Consider the following 15,493-nt stretch of genomic DNA (forward strand, 5'->3'; position numbering starts at 1 on the left):
GGGTGTAAACGCGGGACTGGGCGCATACCGGTGGCCGTACGTCTGTCTGTCTCTCCGTCAAAGGCGGGGCGATTGCCCGGAACTGACCGCCAGGCAGGCGAAGCTCGGGGCGTACGGTGTGAGCGTAGGATGATCCACTCCGTTACGGCTCCGGAGAGGGAGGCTGCAGATGACGCGTCCGGTGACGGTGGTCACGGGCGGCAGCCGCGGGATCGGTGCCGCCACGTGTGTGCGGCTCGCGGCGGACGGGCACGACGTGGCGCTCGGCTACCTGCGCGACGCCGACGTCGCGGAGCGGACCGCCGAGGCCGTACGGGCGGCAGGGGCGCGGTGTGTCACCGTGCGCGTGGACACGTCCGACGAGGCCGCTGTCGACCGGCTCTTCGATACGGCCGCCGACGCCATCGGACCGGTGACGGGGCTGGTGAACAACGCCGGGGTGACGGGACCGCTGGGCCGGCTCGCGGACACGGACACGGACGTTCTGCGCCGGGTGGTGGAGGTCAACGTCCTCGGTACGCTGCTGTGTTCGCGCCGGGCCGCGCGGGAGATGGCGGCACGCGGGAGCGGTGTCATCGTCAACGTGTCGTCGGGGGCGGCGACGCTGGGAAGTCCCGGTGAGTACGTCCACTACGCGGCGTCCAAGGCCGCGGTGGACGCCCTGACGATGGGCCTCTCCAAGGAACTGGGACCGGACGGCATCCGCGTCAACGCGGTGGCACCCGGACTGGTCGACACCGAGATCCATGCGGCGATGGGCGACCCGGACCGGCCCCGGCGGATGGCGGCGGCGATCCCGCTGCGCCGAGCCGGTAGCGCCGAGGAGATCGCTGCGGCGATCGCCTGGCTGATGTCCCCGGAGTCCTCGTACACGACGGGCGCCGTGCTGAGGGTGGCCGGCGGGCGGTGACGTGTCGACCGCCGTCCCGTCTCCGTGCGGCGGCGGCTCGCGTCAGGCCGCCTCTATGACCTCGCCGCGTATCGCCGCCGCCCACTCGACGACCAACAGCTCGTACTCCGCGCGCTCCTCAGCCGACAGGGAGCCGCCCGTACGCATCCACAGCGCGCGGATCCGCTCGTTCAAGTCCTCGGCAGAGCGCGTGGAACCAGGGCTCATGGATTCGGGGGACATGCGAACAAGCCTAGGGGCAAGGACTGACAGCGCGCTACCGCACGGCTACGCGTGCGGTATGTGGTTGGTCACGGTCCTTTCCGTGCTGGGGAATTGGGGGATTCTGTCGCCTTGGGCCGGCGTCCGTGGCCGTTCGGCCGGCTCAGTGGGCGAAGGGCGGCTCGAAGCATCCGGTCTCCGGGTAGGGGCCGTTGGTGCTCACCTGGTAGTTGGTCTTCTGCACGAACGCTGTGACGCAGGCGTCGTCATGGACGCGAAGGCCGACCAGCGCACCCTCGGGCGTGACGTAGTGGCCGTCCCTGTAGCGTGAGTCCATCGCCCGGACGGTCAGCGTCCCGCCGAGGCGCTCCCCCTTCGGTCCGGTCTGTTCCTCCTTGTAGCCGAGCCGGAGAAGTGCCGCGCGCACCGTCGCGGGGTCCCACTTCTTCGCCTCCCACAGCCGCTTGAGCACCGGCTCGATGCGGTCGGCCTCCCGCTGCGCGTCCTTCGCGTCGGCGGGAGACATGGCGCGTGGCCGGCGAGAGCCGTTGTTCTCGTTGTAGTGCGGAGCGCCGTCGCCTGCCCCCGGTTCCACGTACGCCGGTGCTCCCCCTGTGGCGGAGACGGCACTTGGCGGGGTGCTCGTGGCGTCCGGTGCGGAACTCCGAGGCGTGCTCACGGCGCCCGGGGCGGAACTACGAGACGTGCTCGGTGCGGCTCCGGCCGTCGAGCTCGTGGCCCGCTGCTGACCGCAGGCGTCGAGGGACAGGGCGGCGAGCAGGAGCAGTGCCGTGACGGCCAACGTGCCGCGTCGGCCGGACATCGAGGAGGACATGGCATGACTCTGCCATGCCGGGCCGCCGTAGATCAGCCGCGAACGAACAGTGGCGTGAACTGCCCGTGCACGGCCACGCTGTGCACTGACACCTTTTCAGCCCGCCGACTCCGCGGCATGCGGGCTCAGGACCCCCGCCGCCACCAGCGCGATGATCGCGATGCCCAGCGCGATGCGGTACCAGACGAACGGCATGAACGACTTCGACGAGATGAACTTCATGAACCACGCGATGACCGCATACCCCGACCCGAAGGCGATCACTGTCGCGAACAGCGTCGGCCCCCAGCTCACATGCCCCGCCTCCGCCGCGTCCTTGAGCTCGAACGCCCCCGAGGCCAGCACGGCCGGAATGGCGAGCAGGAAGGAGTAGCGGGCGGCGGCCTCGCGCCGGTAGCCGAGGAAGAGGCCGCCGCTGATGGTGGCGCCGGAGCGGGAGACGCCGGGGACCAGGGCCATCGCCTGGCAGACGCCGTACGTCAGGCCGTCCCTGATGCTGAGGTCCTGAAGCGTCTTGCGCTGCTTCGGCGCCCGGTGCCGGCCGCCGGTCTCGTCGCGTGCCGCCAGGCGGTCCGCGGTGCCGAGGATCACGCCCATGACGATCAGCATCGTCGCCGTCACGCGAAGATCACGGAACGGGCCCTCGATCTGCTCCTTGAGGGTCACGCCGAGCACACCGATGGGTATGGAACCGACGATCACCAGCCACCCCATCCGCGCGTCCGGGTGCTGCCGCATCGTCTTGTCGAGCAGGGACCGGAACCAGGCGGAGAGAATGTTCGCGATGTCCTTGCGGAAGTAGATCAGCACCGCGGACTCCGTGCCGATCTGCGTGATGGCGGTGAAGGCGGCCCCCGGGTCCTCCCAGCCCGCGAAGGCCGCGGTCAGCCGCAGATGCGCGCTGGAGGAGACGGGAAGGAACTCGGTCAGCCCCTGGACGAGTCCGAGGATGAGGGATTCAAGCCAAGACATGACGTGATGTGGTCCAAGAGCTGATCGTGGGGGTGACGACGGGCACACCGAGCCGGGGCCTGCCCCAGGCCCTGGACGCAGCCGGTGATCGAGTGTGGTGGAGGGCAGCGTAGCGTCCCGGCATGACGGTGCCTTCACCGGGTCTTTGCCTGTGCTTGGGGCGGCCGGGCGGGTCGCCTGCGCCCGGACCTCGTCTCCTGGTCGAACGTCACACGTCCGTGGTGTTGACCGGTCACTCGGGCGCCGCTTACGTTCGAGCGCAGGGAAAGCGCTTGCTGCCCCCCGGGGTCCTCGGGAGTCAACACGCGTTGGCCAACGTCAGACGTCACGTCCGATGGAGCGCTGATCACGTTCATGCCCACAGACCACAACGCGTCCGCCACCGACGATGCCACAAGTCCTCAGAGCACGCCCGATCCGGAGCCCCACCGAGCGCTGATCCCGAAGCCGCGCGCGGACCGCTCGGCGTCGCCGTACGCAGGCCGCCGCATCAAGGCCGCGATCGTGGGCACGGGCGGCATCGCACGTTCCCATATCTCCGCGCTGGCCCGCCTCGCCGAGGAGGGCGAGACCGAGATCGTCGCAGCCGTCGACATAGACGCCGACGCGGTCGAGCGCTTCTGCGCCCAGGGCGGAATCCCCCATGCGTACACCGACCTCCACCGCATGCTGGAGGAGCAGCGGCCGGACCTGGTCAGCATCTGCACGCCGCCCACCGTGCACCGCGAGCAGACCGTCGCCGCGCTGCGGGCGGGCGCCTGGGTGTGGTGCGAGAAGCCGCCGGTGCCCACGCTGGCCGACTTCGACGCCGTCGAGGCGGAGGAGGGCACGGACGGCGGCCCGTACGCGGCGATCGTCTTCCAGCACCGCTTCGGCTCCGGCTCCCGGCACGTGCGGCGGCTGCTCACCGAGCAGGCCCTGGGCCGGCCGCTGGTCGCGCACTGCCAGACCACGTGGTACCGCAACGCCGCCTACTACGCCGTGCCGTGGCGCGGCCGCTGGCACACCGAGGGCGGCGGTCCCGCCATGGGCCACGGCATCCACCAGATGGACCTTCTGCTCGACCTGCTCGGACCGTGGAGCGAGGTGCGGGCCATGGCCGGGCGGCTGGTGCACGACGTGGAGACGGAGGACGTCTCGACGGCGCTCGTTCGGTTCGAGAACGGCGCCCTCGCCACCATCGTGAACAGCGTGCTCAGCCCGGACGAGGTCAGCCGCATCCGCATCGACTGCGAGCGCGCCACCGTGGAACTCAAGCACCTGTACGGACACAGCAACGACAACTGGCGCATCACCCCGGCCCCCGACGTGCCCGAGGAGGAGGCCGCGGCCTGGAGCGACTTCGGCGCGGACGTGCCGAGCTCGCACCTGGAGCAGCTGCGCGAGCTGGTCGCGAGCATGCGCGCGGGCGAGCGGCCCCGCAGCAGCGGCGCGGACGGACGGACCAGCCTGGAGCTGATCACCGCGCTGTACAAGTCCGCGTTCACCGACACAACCGTCCGCGCCGGGGAGATCGGCCCCGGCGACCCGTACTACACGGCCCTGCACGGACGCGCGCCCGGCTGGGCGCCCGTGGTGGCTCAGGCGTCCTCGGCGGCGCCGAGCGAGGAGGTGTCCGCATGACCGCGACCCTGCGCATCGTGCACGCGCACGGCGACCGCATCACCCTCACGGAACCGACCACCGGCGTCGAGCTCTTCTCCTACGTGTACGGCCCCGAGGCGGCCTGGGAGGCGCCCAAGCCGTATCTGCACCCGGTCCGTACGCTCGCCGGCGACGTCGTCACCGACTACCGGCCCAACGACCACCGCTGGCACAAGGGCCTGCAGCTGACCGCCTCCCATCTGTCCGGGCAGAACCTGTGGGGCGGCAACACCTACGTGCACGGCGAGGGCTACCTGGAGCTGCCGGAGCGCGTCGGCTCGATGGCGCACGTCGGCTTCGACGAGGTCGACGCGGACGGCGACCGCGCGGTCATCGCCGAGCGGCTCACCTGGCACCCGTACACCGGCGAGCTGTGGGCCGAGGAGGAGCGCCGCATCGAGGTGCACGACGTCGACGTCGCCTCCGGCTCCTGGGCGCTCACGTGGACCTCCGCGATCACCAACCGCCGCGGCGAGCCGCTGCTGTTCGGCAGCCCGACGACGGCCGGCCGGGAGATGGCCGGCTACACCGGCCTCTTCTGGCGCGGTCCGCGCGCCTTCCGCGACGGAAGGGTCGTCGCGGAAGGCGCGGAAGGCCCCGGTCTGATGGGGCAGCAGGCCCCCTGGCTCGCGTACTCGGGCGAGCACGACGGCACCGACGGGCACGCCACCCTCGTCTTCGCGCACGCACCGGAGAACGACCACCTGGGTGAGCGGGGCGCCCATCCCGCCCACTGGTTCGTCCGCAACGACCCCTTCGCCGCCGTCGCTCCCTCCTGGGCGTTCTACGACGAGCTGGAGCTGGCCCCGGGCGACACCCTGCGCCGCCGCTACCGGGTCGTGGTCGCGGACGGCGCGTGGGAGCGTGAAGAGGTGGCCAAGTACCTCGAGGAGCATCCGTGGTGAACACAGCGGAGTTCACGGGGCTGCCGGGCGCCGTCGCCGTCTCCCATCTGTCCGTCTACGACTGGCCGGCGGCCGACGGCGCGTGCGGTGGCACCCCGCACATGCATCTGACCTGCTCGGAGGCGTATGTCGTCACCGGCGGGCGCGGCGCGGTGCAGACGCTGACGACGTCCGGGTACGAGGTCACGCCGCTGGAGCCCGGCACAGTCGCCTGGTTCACGCCGGGCACCGTCCACCGGCTGGTCAACGAGGACGACCTGCGGATCACCGTCCTCATGCAGAACAACGGGCTGCCCGAGGCGGGCGACGCCGTCCTGACCCTGCCCCCGCAGTACCTGACCGACCCGGAGACGTACGCCGCAGCGACCGCGATCCCCGGTGACGCTCCCGAGGAGGAGCAGGAGCGGATCGCCCGGGCGCGCCGCGACCTGGCCCTCCAGGGCTACCGGGCGCTGCGCGACGCGGACGGCCCCGAGCCGCTCGCCGCCTTCCACCGGGCCGCCGCCGCGCTGGTGCGGCCGCGGCTGGCCGAGTGGCGCGAGCGGTGGGAGCGTGGCGCCCGGGCCGCCGCGGCGGCGACCGGCGACCAGCTCGACCGCCTGGAGCGCGGCGACGCCTCCCACCTCGCGGACGCGGTCGTACGGTCCGAGCAGCCGTCCGCGTACGGGAAGTTCGGGATGTGCGGACGGCTCAACGTCTACAAGGGGACCGTGTAGGCAGGCCTACGCGGCGGCCGGGCCGGACACCGTCCAGCCCGGCGCCTGCGGGTGCGCCGTCAGGTCCTCGTGGCGCACTTCCTCGCCGCAGGCGGAGCAGGTGACGACCGGGACGAGTTCGTTGCCGCAGATGTGTTCGATCACCATCGGGCGATCACCGTCTTTCCGGAGATGGCGGTCGCCCCATTCCTTGAGGGTCATCAGGACCGGCTCCAGTTCCAGGCCCGCCGGTGTGGCCCGGTACTCGAAGCGCTGCGGGCGCTCGCTGTAGAGCCTCTTCGTCAGGATCCCCGCCTCCACCAGCCGCTTCAGCCGCGCGGCCAGGATGTCGCGCGGGGCGCCGATGTTGCGCACCAGCTGGTCGAACCGCCCGTTGCCGAGGCAGACCTCGCGCAGGACGAGCAGGGAGTACTTCTCGCCGACCAGGGCCAGGGCGTCGGCGATGGAGCAGGGGCGCGGGTCTTTGGTGGCGGCCATGAGCCCAGTCTAGACATGGGTTTGATTTTCCAACCCTGCGCGTTATGGTGGGTCCAGATTTCCTACTCACCGGTAATCGCCGCACCGGCAGCAGCCGGGCAAGGAGGCCCGCACCATGCGTGACGCCGTCATCGTCGAAGCCGTACGCACCCCGGTGGGCAAGGGGAAGCCGAACGGCGCCCTCGCCCACGTCCACCCCGTGGAACTCCTCGCGCACACCCTGCGCACCCTGGTCGAGCGCTCCGGCATCGACCCGGTGCTCATCGACGACGTCATCGGCGGCACCGTCGACCAGGTCGGCGAGCAGGCCATGAACACCACCCGGTACGCCGTCCTGTCCGCGGGCTTCCCGGAGACGGTGCCCGCGACCACCGTCGACCGCCAGTGCGGCTCCTCCCAGCAGGCCGTGCACTTCGCGGCGCAGGGCGTGATGTCGGGCGCGTACGACATCGTGGTGGCCTGCGGTGTGGAGTCCATGAGCCGCGTACCGATGTGGTCCAACGTGCCTGCCGGCAAGGACCCCTTCGGGCCCGGTGTCGCCGAGCGCTATCCGGAGGGCCTGGTCCCGCAGGGCATCAGCGCCGAGCTGATCGCCGCCAAGTGGTCGATCGACCGTGAGCAGATGGACGCCTTCGCCGTCTCCTCGCACCGGAAGGCGGCAGCGGCCTGGGACGCCGGCCGGTTCGACGCGGAAACGGCTCCCTTGGAGGGCCTCACGCGCGACGAGTGCGTCCGCCCCGGCAGCACGTCCGAGATACTCGCCGGCCTCAAGCCCGCCTACTACGACCCCGCGTTCGCCGAGCGGTTCCCGCAGATCGAGTGGAACGTCACCGCCGGCAACGCGAGCCCCATCAACGACGGCGCCTCCGCCCTGCTGATCACCTCGAGCGAGACCGCGGCCCGCCTCGGCCTGCGTCCGCTCGCCCGGCTGCACAGCTTCGCGGTCACCGGCTCCGACCCGCTGCTGATGCTCACCGGGGTCATCCCGGCCACTGAGAAGGTGCTGCGCAAGGCGGGGCTGACGCTCGACGACATCGACCTGTTCGAGGTGAACGAGGCCTTCTCCTCCGTCGTCCTGGCGTGGCAGCAGGAGACGGGCGCCGACCGCACCAAGGTCAACGTGCACGGCGGGGCCATCGCGATCGGCCACCCGCTGGGCGCGAGCGGCACCCGCCTGACGACGACGCTCGCGCACGCACTCCGCACGCGCGGAGCCCGCTTCGGCCTGCAGACGATGTGCGAGGCGGGCGGCCTCGCCAACGCCATGATCCTAGAGGCGGTCTAGAGGCGGTCTAGAGGCGGTCTAGAGGCGGCCTAGCGGCCGGTCTATGGGCCGTCCAGTGGCGGTCCACTGCGGTCCCGAGGCGATGTGGCGCTGTGGCCGGAAAGTTTCACCGGCTCGCGACGCCCAGCACGGCACCAGCGCGGCCGCGCAGGTGGTGGCGCTTGCGCCAGGCCACCACCGCTCCGGCCAGCGCGGGCACCGCGATGAACGCCAGCGCGATCAGGAAGACCGGCGAGGTCGGTTTCGCGGCGCGGGCTCCGGCGACGACGTACGCGGCGGTGTTCGGGACCGAGCCGAGCGCCGTCGCGAGCAGGAACGGCGCCCAGCGCATCCGGGAGACGGCGGCGCAGTAGTTGGCCGCCCAGAACGGCACCCCGGGGAACAGCCGCGCCGCCATCATCGAGCGGAAGCCGTGCCGGCTGAGCTGCCCGTCCGCCGCCTTCAGCCAGCGCCCGCGCAGCAGCGGACGCAGCGCGTCCTGCCCCAGCACCCGGCCGAGCCCGAACGCGATCCCGGCCCCGAGCACGGTGCCCGCGAGGGCCGCGCCCGTGCCCGGCTGCGAGCCGAACAGGGCGCCCGCCGCCAGGTTCAGCAGCGGGCGCGGCACGAACGCGACCGTGCACACCCCGTACGCCACCGCGAAGACGACGGCCGCCCCGGCACCTCCGAGCTGCGGCGGCCAGCCGTGCGCCAGCAGTCTCTGCGGCTCGAACGCCAGCACACAGGACGCCGCCGCCACGAGCAGCGCGACGAGCAGGGCGAGACGCGACCAGGGCGACAGCAGCACTCTGGTGCAACGGGCGGCGAAACCGGGCGATATGACGACGGCGGCGTCCGGTGCGGCTGTGAGCTCCGTGGCGGCCCGGGGAGAGGCCGTGGTCAGGGCCCGGGGAGAGACCGTGGCGGTGCCGCCAGAGCGGGTGGTGGCATCGAGCATTCGGTGACAGTAACCGACGGGTGTGTGTGATCGCCGTATGGTCCGCCTCACGAGCATGAGAGGCATCTCTCGCTGAACTCGCCCCGCGTGAAAAACCATTCGACGCCGGCGGACGCGTCGGCGATGCTCTACGGCATGTTCCGGTACGCCTTCGTCCTCGCAGCATCCGCCGTCGCGGATGCCCCGAAGGCTGCCGTCCCGCTCCTCATGGCCGCAGTCGACGGCGCCCGAAGCTGACCCTTCCCGGATCGTCCGGCGGACCCCGCAGGGGGAGGGTCGGCAAGACCTCGGGGTCCCCGTCCCGGCCGCGACTCCCGACGCCGGGGCCGTCACTCAGCACCACCGAAGAGGCTACGAGGTACAGCCATGCCCAAGACGGCATACGTGCGCACCAAACCGCACCTGAACATCGGCACGATGGGCCACGTCGACCACGGCAAGACCACCCTGACCGCCGCCATCACCAAGGTCCTCGCCGAGCGCGGCACCGGCACCTTCGTGCCGTTCGACCGGATCGACCGGGCCCCGGAGGAGGCGGCGCGCGGCATCACCATCAACATCGCGCACGTCGAGTACGAGACGGACACCCGGCACTACGCGCACGTGGACATGCCGGGCCACGCCGACTACGTCAAGAACATGGTCACCGGCGCCGCGCAGCTCGACGGGGCGATCCTCGTCGTCTCCGCGCTCGACGGGATCATGCCGCAGACCGCCGAACACGTGCTGCTCGCCCGGCAGGTGGGCGTCGACCACATCGTCGTCGCCCTCAACAAGGCCGACGCGGGCGACGAGGAGCTCGCCGACCTCGTCGAGCTGGAGGTCCGCGACCTGCTCACCACGCAGGGCTATCCGGGCGACTCCGTACCGGTCGTACGCGTCTCCGGGCTCAAGGCCCTGGAGGGGGACCCGCGTTGGACCGCGGCGATCGACGCGCTGCTCGACGCGGTGGACACGTATGTGCCCATGCCCGAGCGGTACGTGGACGCGCCGTTCCTGCTGCCGGTGGAGAACGTGCTCACCATCACCGGCCGCGGCACGGTCGTCACCGGCGCGGTCGAGCGCGGCACAATCCGGGTGGGCGACCGGGTCGAGGTGCTCGGCGCGGAAGTGGAGACGGTGGTCACCGGTCTGGAGACCTTCGGCAAGCCGATGGAGGAGGCGCAGGCGGGGGACAACGTGGCGCTGCTGCTGCGCGGGGTGCCGCGCGACGCGGTCCGCCGCGGGCACGTCGTCGCGGCGCCCGGCAGTGTGGTGCCGAGCCGGCGCTTCACGGCACGGGTGTACGTGCTGTCGGCCCGTGAGGGCGGGCGTACGACGCCGGTGTCGACCGGTTACCGGCCCCAGTTCTACATCCGTACGGCGGATGTCGTCGGGGACGTCGACCTCGGGGAGACGGCGGTCGCCCGCCCCGGCGACACGGTCACGATGACGGTGGAGCTGGGCCGTGAGGTCCCGCTTGAGTCGGGGCTGGGGTTCGCGATCCGTGAGGGCGGCCGGACGGTCGGCGCCGGCACGGTGACGTCCGTCACCTGAGGGTGCCGTTCCTAGCGGGTGCGGGGAGGCCGCGGTCTTCCCGCACCCGCACAATGGAGCCGTGAGCGAGCCCATACCCGTCACCCGTACCACCGACTACGGCACCGCCAAGCTGATGCCCGACGTCGACCGTGAGCGGGCCTGGCTCCTCACGGTCGACGGGGCGCCGCAGTCGTACGTCGATCTGGACGCCCCGACGCATCTGGAGTTCGAGTACGCGCGACGGCTCGGCCATGTGCTGGACACGGCCGCGGAGCCGGGGCGGGCGCTGGACGTGGTGCACCTCGGCGGGGGCGCGCTCACCCTGCCGCGCTATGTCGCCGCGACCAGACCCGGCTCACGGCAGGACGTGGTCGAGGCCGACGGGGGCCTGCTGGACCTCGTCGTGGAGCACCTCCCGCTGCCCGCGGGCTCCGGCATCACCCTGCACCCGGCTGACGCCCGCGCCTGGCTGGAGGCCGCCCCGCCGTCCTCGGCCGACATCGTGATCGCGGACGTCTTCGGCGGCTCCCGAGTCCCCGCCCACCTGACGACGGTGGCGTACGCGCGTGCCGCCGAGCGGCTGCTGCGCCCGGACGGCGTCTATCTGGCGAACCTCGCCGACGCCGCGCCCTTCGCCTTCCTGCGCTCCCAACTCGCCACATTCGCCACGGTGTTCCAGGAGCTCGTGCTGATCGCCGAGCCGGCCGTGCTGCGCGGCCGCCGCTTCGGCAACGCCGTGCTCGTCGCCGGGCACCGGCCACTGGACACGGCCCCGCTCGCCCGTCGATCCGCCGCGGACGCGTTCCCGGCCCGTGTCGAACACGGGGCGGCGCTAAGGGACTTCATGGGCGGCGCGGAGCCGGTGCACGACGAGAACGCCGTCCCGTCGCCCGAACCGCCCGACGGCGCCTTCAGCATCGGGTGATCGGGTGCCGTGTCCGGCGTTGCCGCATCCGCGGAACGCATGGGGCGGACCCCTTCCAGCCATAACTACCCGCGGGTAACATGTCGCGCATGAGCGCAGACCAGATGTCGATCGGCGAGATGCTCGCCGCCACGGTGCCGATGGCCAGGACCCTCAACCTGGAGTTCCTCGAGACCACGCCGGAGAAGGCCGTGGTGACCCTGCCGGACCAGGGCGACTTCCACAACCATGTCGGCGGGCCGCACGCCGGAGCGATGTTCACCCTCGGCGAGTCGGCGAGTGGCGCGATCGTGCTGGCCGCGTTCGGGGAGCAGTTGTCGCGGGCCGTTCCGCTCGCCGTCAGCGCCGAGATCGCCTACAAGAAGCTGGCGATGGGCCCGGTCACCGCGACCGCCACGCTCGGCCGCCCCGCCGCCGAGGTCGTCGCCGAGCTCGACGCCGGCCTGCGCCCCGAGTTCCCCGTCGCCATCGCCATCCAGCGTGAAGACGGCGCCGTCACCGGCGAAATGACGGTCGTCTGGACCCTGCGCCCCAACGGCTGACGCCCCCACGGGCCGCCGTACGCGAAGGGCCCCGGCCGGGCGCGTTTGCCCTGGCCGGGGCCTTTACGCAGCGGGCGGTGCCGGAACGGTGGAGGAAGCGATCAGTCCCGGGCCGCGCGGGGCGCCGCGCCCACCAGCGTGCGGATCTCGAACTCCTCGTACTGTGACGGCCCCTGCTGCGGTCGCAGCACGCTCCCCAGCCACCCCAGCAGGAATCCCGCCGGGATCGAGACGATGCCCGGGTTCTGCAGCGGGAACCAGGCGAAGTCGATATGGGGATACACCGACGTGGGGGAGCCGGAGAGCACCGGGGAGAACACCACCAGCAGCACCGAGCAGGCCAGGCCGCCGTACAGGCTGAGCAGCGCCCCGTGCGCGGAGAAACGGCGCCAGAACAGGCTGTAGACCAGGGCCGGCAGGATCGCCGACGCCGCGATGGCGAAGGCGAGGAAGGCCAGACCGGCCGTGCTGATCTCCCACGGCAGCAGGGCCAGCAGCATGCCGAGGACGCCGATGACGACCGCCGCCATCCGCGCCACGCCCAGCTCCTCGGCCTGGGTCGCCTGCCCCTTGCGGATGACCTCGCCGTAGAGGTCGTGGGCGAGCGAGGAGGCGGCGGCCAAGGTGAGTCCGGCCGCGACCGCGAGCAGGGTCACGAAGGCCAGGCAGGAGATCAGCGCGGTGAGCAGGCCGCCGCCGAGGGACCGGGCGAGCAGCAGGACGGTCGCGTCACCCCTGGGGTCGATCTTCGCGATGGTCTCCCGCCCCAGGCTTCGACTGGGGTCCGGTGGCCGGCGGCGCCTTCCTGCCCGTGCAGCCCGCCACGGCCTTCGCTCGGGGAGCCGCCGCCCGGGTGCCGGTCCTCGACGGGGCGAACACGGACGAGGGGCGACTCTTCGCCTTCTCCTCGTTCGGCCTGACCGGCAATCCGCTCCCGCCGAGCAGTACCCGCAGGTCATGCGCTCGGACTTCGGCGACCGCGCCCTGCGGCGCTACCCGCTGCCGGCCTACGCCTCCCGACGATCGCATTCGCCACCGCCCTCGGCGACACGCTCTTCGCGTGCCCCGCGCTACGGCTGGACGGCGTGCTCGCCGGGCGGGGACCGGTCTACTCGTACGAGTTCGCCGACCGCACCTCACCGCCCTTCGCCTCGTTGCGCGACCTGCACACCGACTTCGACTTCGGCGCGACCCATGTGAACGAGGTGCAGTACCTCCAAGCACTTCGGCCTCGAGTCACCGCTGAACGCGGAGCAGAGGGCGTTGCCGCGGCAGATGGTCCAGTACTGGGGCTCGTTCGTCCGGGACGGGGTGCCGCGCGCCGCGGGACAGCCCGCCATGCCCGGCCGGCCGGGGCTCGTCCTCTCCCTGAAGACGGCCTCCCGGGGCGGGAACACCCTGAGCGCCACCGTGGGACGCGACCACCAGTGCGATCTCTGGGACGGCGGCGCGGCCGGCTGAGCCGGTAGGCTTCACGGCGTGTGCGGTGCCGGCCGGCCCGCGCGCCGTGAAGGCAGGGACGCGAATCGGGGAGGAACCGGCGGTGCACGTCCAGGAGTGGCTCGACACGGTCCCAGCGGCCGCCGTCTACGCCGTGGTGGCGCTGGTCATCGGTCTGGAGAGCCTGGGCATCCCGCTGCCCGGCGAGATCGTCCTGGTGTCGGCGGCCCTGCTGTCCTCCCAGCACAGCGGCATCAACCCGGTGGTCCTCGGGGCCTGCGCGAGCGTCGGCGCCGTCGTCGGTGACTCGATCGGCTACGCGATCGGCCGCAAGGGCGGGCGTCCGCTGCTGGCCTGGCTCGGGAAGAAGTTCCCCAAGCACTTCGGCGAGGGCCATGTCGCGACCGCCGAGCGGTCCTTCGAGAAGTGGGGCATGTGGGCGGTCTTCTTCGGCCGTTTCGTCGCCCTGCTACGGATCTTCGCCGGGCCGCTCGCCGGGGTGCTGAGGATGCCGTACTGGAAGTTCCTGATCGCGAACTTCCTGGGGGGCGTCGTCTGGGCGGGCGGCACGACCGCGGTCATCTACTACGTGGGTGTCGTCGCCGAGTCCTGGCTGAAGAAGTTCTCCTACCTCGGGCTGGTGGCGGCGGCCCTGATCGGCCTCGCCTCGATGCTGATCGTGAAGCGCAAGGCCGGCAAGGCGAGCAGGGCGGCGGCCGGTGAGCAGGAGACGGAACCGGAGACCGTACCGGCCTCCGAGTGAGCCTCACTTCTCGGGCCTCACTTCCCCTCGTGCACCTCGCGGTGCGTCCGCGCCAGGTCCGCGTACATCGTGCCGTTCAGTGTGACGACCTCCCGCTCCTCGGCCGTCAGCTCCCGCTTGACCTTCGCGGGGACGCCCGCCACCAGTGAGCCCGGCGGCACCCGCGTGCCCTGCGGGACCAGGGCCTGGGCGGCGACCAGGGAGCCCGCGCCGATGACCGCGCCGTTGAGGACGGTGGCGCCCATGCCGATCAGGCAGTCGTCCTCCACGGTCGCGCCGTGGACCACCGCGTTGTGCCCGATGGAGACCCGTTCGCCGACGGTGACCGGGAAGCCCGGGTCGGCGTGCAGCGTGCAGTTGTCCTGGACGTTGCTGTTCGCGCCGACGGTGATCCGCTCGACGTCGCCGCGCAGTACCGCGCCGTACCAGACGCTCGCGCCCGCGTGCAGCGTCACGTCCCCGATCACCACCGACGTGGGGGACACGAACGCCTCCTGATCCACCTTGGGATCCCTTCCGCCGATCCCCGCTATCAGCGTCTTCTGCGTCATGGCCGTCTCCTCGTGGTCGGTACACCGGCACCGTACGCCATCGGTGGGGCGAAGATCACAGGCGCCCGGACGCCCGGCCCCAGCCCCGGCCGATTACGGTAAGCGGGTGCTCAGGAGCAGGAACACGTTCTCATCATGGCGCCGTGGCCTCGCGCAGCGCGCCGTCCGCGCGGGCTGGGCCTGGGTGCAGCGCACGGGGTCGGTGACCGCGGAGCACCCCGGGCGCTTCCGCTTCGGCGCGATGGGAACAGGTACCAGACTCGCCTTCCCGCTCGGCACGGTCTTCGGCGAGCCGTGGATCCACCTCGGCGCCCACTGCATCATCGGCGAGCAGGTCACGCTGACCGCGGGGCTCATGCCGGACCTGGACCTCGGCCCGGACCCGATCCTGCGCATCGGCGACGGTGTGGTCCTCGGCCGGGGCAGCCATGTCATCGCCGACACCACGGTCACGATCGGCAGCGACTGCTACTTCGGGCCGTACGTCTACGTGACCTCCACCAACCACTCCTACGACGATCCCCATGAGCCGATCGGCAAGCAGTGGCCCCGGATGGAGCCGGTGGAGATCGGGCCGGGCTGCTGGATCGGCACGGGCGCGGTGATCCTGCCGGGGGCGCGGATCGGGCGGAACGTGGTGGTGGCGGCCGGGGCGGTGGTACGGGGTGTGGTACCGGACCACGCGGTGGCGGCGGGAGCCCCCGCACGGGTCGTACGGCGCTGGACGCCCGAGGCCGGCTGGCAGCCGCCGCTGAGGACCCCGCCCCCGGTCCCGATCCCGGACGGCGTCACGCCGGACCAGCTGCTGGCGCTGGCCGAACTGGACGAGGAGGACGTCGCCCGGCTCGCCGAGCTGGAGACGGAATCCTGAG

General features: G+C 71.9%; 18 protein-coding genes and 1 pseudogene. 12 read left to right on the forward strand and 7 right to left on the reverse strand.

Features of this window, described 5'->3' with window-relative positions; genetic code table 11:
* Nucleotides 1-169 precede the first annotated feature (169 nt).
* Nucleotides 170-910: an SDR family oxidoreductase gene (locus AB0N14_RS31550; protein ID WP_366029106.1), complete on the forward strand. Its 741-nt coding sequence runs from the start codon at nt 170-172 to the stop codon at nt 908-910.
* A 42-nt stretch (nt 911-952) separates the two neighbouring features.
* Here AB0N14_RS31550 and AB0N14_RS31555 read toward each other — a convergent pair whose 3' ends face one another.
* The 3 genes from AB0N14_RS31555 to AB0N14_RS31565 form a co-directional block, all read right to left on the reverse strand.
* Nucleotides 953-1,132, reverse strand: coding sequence for a hypothetical protein (locus AB0N14_RS31555; protein WP_366029107.1), 180 nt, complete (start codon nt 1,130-1,132; stop codon nt 953-955).
* 142 nt (nt 1,133-1,274) lie between these two features.
* Nucleotides 1,275-1,946, reverse strand: a complete 672-nt coding sequence (locus tag AB0N14_RS31560; protein ID WP_366029108.1) for a hypothetical protein — start codon at nt 1,944-1,946, stop codon at nt 1,275-1,277.
* A 96-nt stretch (nt 1,947-2,042) separates the two neighbouring features.
* Complete coding sequence (locus AB0N14_RS31565; protein ID WP_366029109.1) at nt 2,043-2,918, reverse strand: undecaprenyl-diphosphate phosphatase; 876 nt, start codon at nt 2,916-2,918, stop codon at nt 2,043-2,045.
* A gap of 354 nt (nt 2,919-3,272) precedes the next feature.
* Between AB0N14_RS31565 and AB0N14_RS31570 the strand changes: the two genes are divergently transcribed.
* From AB0N14_RS31570 to AB0N14_RS31580, 3 genes are read left to right on the forward strand one after another with little or no spacing between them, the layout of a single operon-like run.
* On the forward strand, nt 3,273-4,541 hold the full coding sequence (locus AB0N14_RS31570; protein ID WP_366029110.1) for a Gfo/Idh/MocA family oxidoreductase: 1,269 nt from the start codon (nt 3,273-3,275) through the stop codon (nt 4,539-4,541).
* A complete protein-coding gene (locus AB0N14_RS31575; RefSeq protein ID WP_366029111.1) occupies nt 4,538-5,467 on the forward strand; it encodes a PmoA family protein in 930 nt (309 codons plus the stop codon). Before AB0N14_RS31570 ends, AB0N14_RS31575 begins: the two co-directional genes overlap by 4 nt.
* Nucleotides 5,461-6,183 carry a cupin domain-containing protein gene (locus AB0N14_RS31580; protein WP_366029112.1) on the forward strand — a complete coding sequence of 241 codons (723 nt, stop codon included), beginning with the start codon at nt 5,461-5,463 and terminating at the stop codon, nt 6,181-6,183. Before AB0N14_RS31575 ends, AB0N14_RS31580 begins: the two co-directional genes overlap by 7 nt.
* 6 nt (nt 6,184-6,189) lie before the next feature.
* Here the strand turns inward: AB0N14_RS31580 and AB0N14_RS31585 are convergent, their stop codons facing one another.
* Nucleotides 6,190-6,660, reverse strand: a complete 471-nt coding sequence (locus AB0N14_RS31585; RefSeq protein WP_366029113.1) for a helix-turn-helix domain-containing protein — start codon at nt 6,658-6,660, stop codon at nt 6,190-6,192.
* Nucleotides 6,661-6,775: 115 nt separating this feature from the next.
* On the opposite strand from AB0N14_RS31585, the gene AB0N14_RS31590 reads away from it, so the two are divergent.
* Nucleotides 6,776-7,945, forward strand: a complete 1,170-nt coding sequence (locus AB0N14_RS31590) for a thiolase family protein (RefSeq protein ID WP_366029114.1) — start codon at nt 6,776-6,778, stop codon at nt 7,943-7,945.
* A 106-nt stretch (nt 7,946-8,051) separates the two neighbouring features.
* Here the strand turns inward: AB0N14_RS31590 and AB0N14_RS31595 are convergent, their stop codons facing one another.
* Nucleotides 8,052-8,882 carry a TVP38/TMEM64 family protein gene (locus AB0N14_RS31595; RefSeq protein WP_366029115.1) on the reverse strand — a complete coding sequence of 277 codons (831 nt, stop codon included), beginning with the start codon at nt 8,880-8,882 and terminating at the stop codon, nt 8,052-8,054.
* Nucleotides 8,883-8,969: 87 nt separating this feature from the next.
* Here AB0N14_RS31595 and AB0N14_RS31600 point away from each other — a divergent pair, with 87 nt between their 5' ends.
* The 4 genes from AB0N14_RS31600 (at nt 8,970) to AB0N14_RS31615 (ending at nt 11,867) form a co-directional block, all read left to right on the forward strand.
* A complete protein-coding gene (locus AB0N14_RS31600; RefSeq protein WP_366029156.1) occupies nt 8,970-9,119 on the forward strand; it encodes a hypothetical protein in 150 nt (49 codons plus the stop codon).
* 129 nt (nt 9,120-9,248) lie between these two features.
* Complete coding sequence (gene tuf / locus AB0N14_RS31605) at nt 9,249-10,418, forward strand: elongation factor Tu (RefSeq protein WP_366029116.1); 1,170 nt, start codon at nt 9,249-9,251, stop codon at nt 10,416-10,418.
* A 61-nt stretch (nt 10,419-10,479) separates the two neighbouring features.
* On the forward strand, nt 10,480-11,325 hold the full coding sequence (locus AB0N14_RS31610; protein ID WP_366029117.1) for a fused MFS/spermidine synthase: 846 nt from the start codon (nt 10,480-10,482) through the stop codon (nt 11,323-11,325).
* A gap of 104 nt (nt 11,326-11,429) precedes the next feature.
* Nucleotides 11,430-11,867, forward strand: a complete 438-nt coding sequence (locus AB0N14_RS31615; protein ID WP_366029153.1) for a DUF4442 domain-containing protein — start codon at nt 11,430-11,432, stop codon at nt 11,865-11,867.
* Between the two features lie 101 nt (nt 11,868-11,968).
* Here AB0N14_RS31615 and AB0N14_RS31620 read toward each other — a convergent pair.
* Nucleotides 11,969-12,637 (reverse strand): annotated as a pseudogene (locus AB0N14_RS31620) (cation acetate symporter); the annotation flags it as partial.
* 493 nt (nt 12,638-13,130) lie between these two features.
* Here AB0N14_RS31620 and AB0N14_RS31625 point away from each other — a divergent pair.
* Both AB0N14_RS31625 and AB0N14_RS31630 read left to right on the forward strand, forming a co-directional pair.
* Entirely contained in the window at nt 13,131-13,328 is a 198-nt protein-coding gene (locus tag AB0N14_RS31625; protein ID WP_366029118.1) for a hypothetical protein, read from the forward strand.
* A gap of 82 nt (nt 13,329-13,410) precedes the next feature.
* On the forward strand, nt 13,411-14,070 hold the full coding sequence (locus AB0N14_RS31630; protein ID WP_366029119.1) for a DedA family protein: 660 nt from the start codon (nt 13,411-13,413) through the stop codon (nt 14,068-14,070).
* A 17-nt stretch (nt 14,071-14,087) separates the two neighbouring features.
* Here AB0N14_RS31630 and AB0N14_RS31635 read toward each other — a convergent pair whose 3' ends face one another.
* The gene (locus tag AB0N14_RS31635) at nt 14,088-14,621 is read right to left on the reverse strand and encodes a gamma carbonic anhydrase family protein (RefSeq protein WP_366029120.1); all 534 of its coding nucleotides are present in this window, start codon (nt 14,619-14,621) and stop codon (nt 14,088-14,090) included.
* Nucleotides 14,622-14,727: 106 nt separating this feature from the next.
* On the opposite strand from AB0N14_RS31635, the gene AB0N14_RS31640 reads away from it, so the two are divergent.
* Complete coding sequence (locus tag AB0N14_RS31640) at nt 14,728-15,492, forward strand: acyltransferase (protein ID WP_366029121.1); 765 nt, start codon at nt 14,728-14,730, stop codon at nt 15,490-15,492.
* Nucleotide 15,493: the final 1 nt, after the last annotated feature.

It is taken from the genome of Streptomyces sp. NPDC051104 (assembly GCF_040682835.1).
Classification (GTDB): Bacteria; Actinomycetota; Actinomycetes; order Streptomycetales; family Streptomycetaceae; genus Streptomyces; species Streptomyces cynarae.